Raw genomic sequence first — 3485 nt, 5'->3', positions numbered from 1 at the left:
CACTATTTCATTGACGAATTTCAAGATACGTCCGAAATGCAATGGCAAAACTTAATTCCGTTGATTTCAAATAAGCTACAAACCGAAACTTTGAGTACAAAAAGCGGTTCGTTAACCATTGTTGGCGACGCCAAACAGTCTATTTACCGTTGGCGCGGTGGAAAAGCAGAACAGTTTATTGAGTTAAACAAGAAAGAAGATACAGCACCGTTTTTTGTAGAAAAAGATCCTCGAAGCTTACCCAAAAACTATCGCAGTTATGATGAAATCGTCAATTTTAACAATAATTTTTTTCAACACATATCTCAATTTTTTCAAAAAGAAGAATTTCAAGAAATCTATAAAAAAACTGCTACACAATTGACAAACGACAAAAAAGGTGGTTTTATAAAGTTTGATTTTGTTCAAGCCAAAACAAGAAAAGATGAATTTGAAATTATTCCTGAGAAAGTAATTACTAAAATTGAAGAATTACTTAAAAATAATTTTAGACACAAAGATATTTGCATACTTACTCGCAAAAAAAAGGAAGGGTATGCTATTTCAGATGCTATTTCATCTAAAGGAATTCCTATTATCTCCTCTGAAACTTTGCTAATCAAACGTTCACAGAAAGTACAATTTATAACTAATGTGTTAAGATTAGCCATTCAACCCAAAAACAATGAAGTTAAGTTACACTTATTAAACTATTTGGCAACCGACAAACTAGATATTTCAAAAAAACACGAATTCTTAAAAGCACATGTAACACTTGAACCAGAAGCATTATTTGAAGCCTTGAACTTTGATTTTGATTTTACCTATTTCTTACAGTTATCGTTGTATGAAGCGGTAGAATATTGTGTACGTGCGTTTCAACTCACCAAAGAATCCGATGCGTACATTCAGTTTTTCCTAGATTTTGTATTGGACTACACACAAAAGAAACAATTGGGTTTTGCTGGTTTCCTAGAGCATTGGGAAAAGAAAAAGGATAAACTTAGTACAATAGCTTCCGAAGATGAAGATGCCATACAAATTATGACCATTCACAAATCGAAAGGTTTGGAATTTCCTGTGGTTATTTTTCCATTTGCCAATACCGATATTTACAAGGAAGTTGAACCAAAAATTTGGTACCCTATCAATCAAGAAGATTTTAATGGTTTTGAAGAAGCATACATCAATTTTAATAATTCTATTCAAGAATATGGTGAAATAGGTAAAAACATCTATGCTGAAAGACGATCACAATTGGAATTGGACAATTTCAATATCCTGTATGTAACACTCACAAGAGCTGTCCAACAATTGCACATTATAACTATAAAAGATATCAATAGTAAAGGAAATGAAAACTTAAAAAAATTTTCAGGCTTATTCATCAATTATCTTAAAGAAACTTCACGTTGGAATGATGAATTGACAAGCTACACATTTGGTGCATCGGAGGAAAATCTAGCGGAAGCGAACAATTCACAGGACATTCACACCATAACTTTACAAAAATTTATTAGTACCGCCAAAGAAGAGCACAACCTGCACTTAATGACCAAACAAGGTTTGTTATGGGATACTTCGCAAGAAGCTGCTATTGAAAAAGGAAACTTGATTCATGATATTTTGGCGCAAATAAAATATCCTTCCGACATTGATTTTGTGTTGGATGAATACATTAGCAAAGGAATTATTGACGAGCAACAGCGCGAAAAACTCGAAGGAAGTATTTATCATGTAATACATCATCCTGAAATTATCTCGTATTTTCATCAAGACAATACAGTGTATAATGAAAAAGACATTATTTCGAAAGCTGGAAAAATTTTGCGTCCCGATCGAATTGTAGTCAATACAAACAACGAAACAACAATTATTGATTATAAAACGGGCATGCACGATCCGCGTTATGTTGAAAAAATATATGAATATTCCGACACTTTGGAGGAAATGGGCTTTACGGTTTCCAAAAAAATATTGCTCTACATTAACGAGCAAATAATTGTTAAATATGTGTAATGTCGATGGCTATTTTGAATTTATGACAAAAAACAATCGTTGAAAGCGCGTTTAATTGCAGTAAATTCAAAAAATAATATGGTAAAACTCAAAAATCGTAACTATTTTTGCAAAAATCAAAACAAGCATGTACGGAAGTATTCAACAACACTTACAAAAAGAACTTGAAGAAATAAAAGAAGCTGGTCTTTACAAAAAAGAACGTGTCATTACCTCGGCACAAGGAGCTGAAATCACTATAAATACTGGAGAAACTGTTATTAATTTTTGTGCGAACAACTACTTAGGATTGTCTTCGCATCCAGAAGTAATTCAGGCTGCAAAAGATACGATGGATACGCACGGATTTGGAATGTCTTCTGTCCGTTTTATATGTGGAACGCAGGATATTCATAAAACGCTAGAAGCAAAAATTGCCAGTTATTACGGTACAGAAGATACTATTTTATATGCTGCTGCTTTTGATGCAAATGGTGGTGTTTTTGAGCCTTTACTTACCAAAGAAGATGCAATTATTTCCGATTCGCTAAATCATGCGTCAATTATTGATGGTGTGCGTTTGTGTAAAGCAGCACGTTATCGCTATCAAAACAATGATATGGCCGATTTAGAAAAGCAATTACAACAAGCCAATGCTGATGGAGCACGATTTAAAATTGTTGTGACTGATGGTGTATTTTCCATGGATGGATTGGTGGCTCCGTTGGATGAAATTGCAGTTTTAGCAGAAAAGTATGACGCCATGATTATGATTGATGAATGTCATGCTACTGGTTTTATTGGTGAAACTGGACGCGGAACCTTAGAAGAAAAAAATGTAATGGGCAAAATTGATATCATTACTGGAACTTTAGGTAAGGCTATGGGTGGCGCTATGGGCGGATATACTACAGGAAAAAAAGAAATCATTGAAATATTACGTCAACGTTCAAGACCGTATTTATTTTCTAACTCGTTAGCGCCAGCAATTGTTGGTGCATCTATCAAAGTATTTGAAATGTTAGAAAACGATACAACCTTACGTGATAAGCTATCAGATAATACAGACTATTTCAAAAAAGGAATCAAAAATGCAGGGTTTGACATTGTAGATGGAGACTCAGCTATTGTACCTGTAATGCTGTATGATGCTAAACTATCGCAAATAATGGCTGACAAACTTTTGGAAAAAGGAATTTATGTAATAGGATTTTTCTATCCTGTTGTTCCTAAAGAAAAAGCAAGAATACGAGTTCAATTATCGGCGGCGCATACCAAAGAACATTTAGACAAGGCAATTGCGGCATTTACTGAAATTGGAAAAGAATTAAACGTCATTTAAGAGTTTAAAATTCATAATTCTTAATCTTTTCTAAAAAAATTAATATATTTGTCTTTGTTAATAAGTATTAACAACTTACATTTGTCCTTTAATTAACACTTAAAATTAAATAATTAAACATGAAACATCTTAGCAGATTTTTAGTTGCTTTGTTGCTTGTAGTAGG

At 33.1% G+C, this 3485-nt stretch carries 2 protein-coding genes; both read left to right on the top strand.

Features of this window, described 5'->3' with window-relative positions:
* Nucleotides 1–1998 (top strand): UvrD-helicase domain-containing protein (locus AB8B65_RS00335; protein ID WP_405298797.1); only part of this gene is annotated, 1998 nt, incomplete at its 5' end.
* A 127-nt stretch (nucleotides 1999–2125) separates the two neighbouring features.
* The gene (kbl, locus tag AB8B65_RS00330; protein WP_405298796.1) at nucleotides 2126–3319 is read left to right on the top strand and encodes a glycine C-acetyltransferase; all 1194 of its coding nucleotides are present in this window, start codon (nucleotides 2126–2128) and stop codon (nucleotides 3317–3319) included.
* Nucleotides 3320–3485 lie beyond the last annotated feature (166 nt).

The organism is Kordia sp., from assembly GCF_045105435.1.
Taxonomy (GTDB): domain Bacteria; phylum Bacteroidota; class Bacteroidia; order Flavobacteriales; family Flavobacteriaceae; genus Kordia.
The sequence above is the reverse complement of the archived record's forward strand: the minus strand, read 5'-3'. Positions and strand labels throughout refer to the sequence as shown.

Excerpts from the sequence above, each read along its gene's own strand:
- kbl (WP_405298796.1), top strand. The coding sequence starts at position 2,126 with ATGTACGGAAGTATTCAACAACACTTACAAAAAGAACTTGAAGAAATA.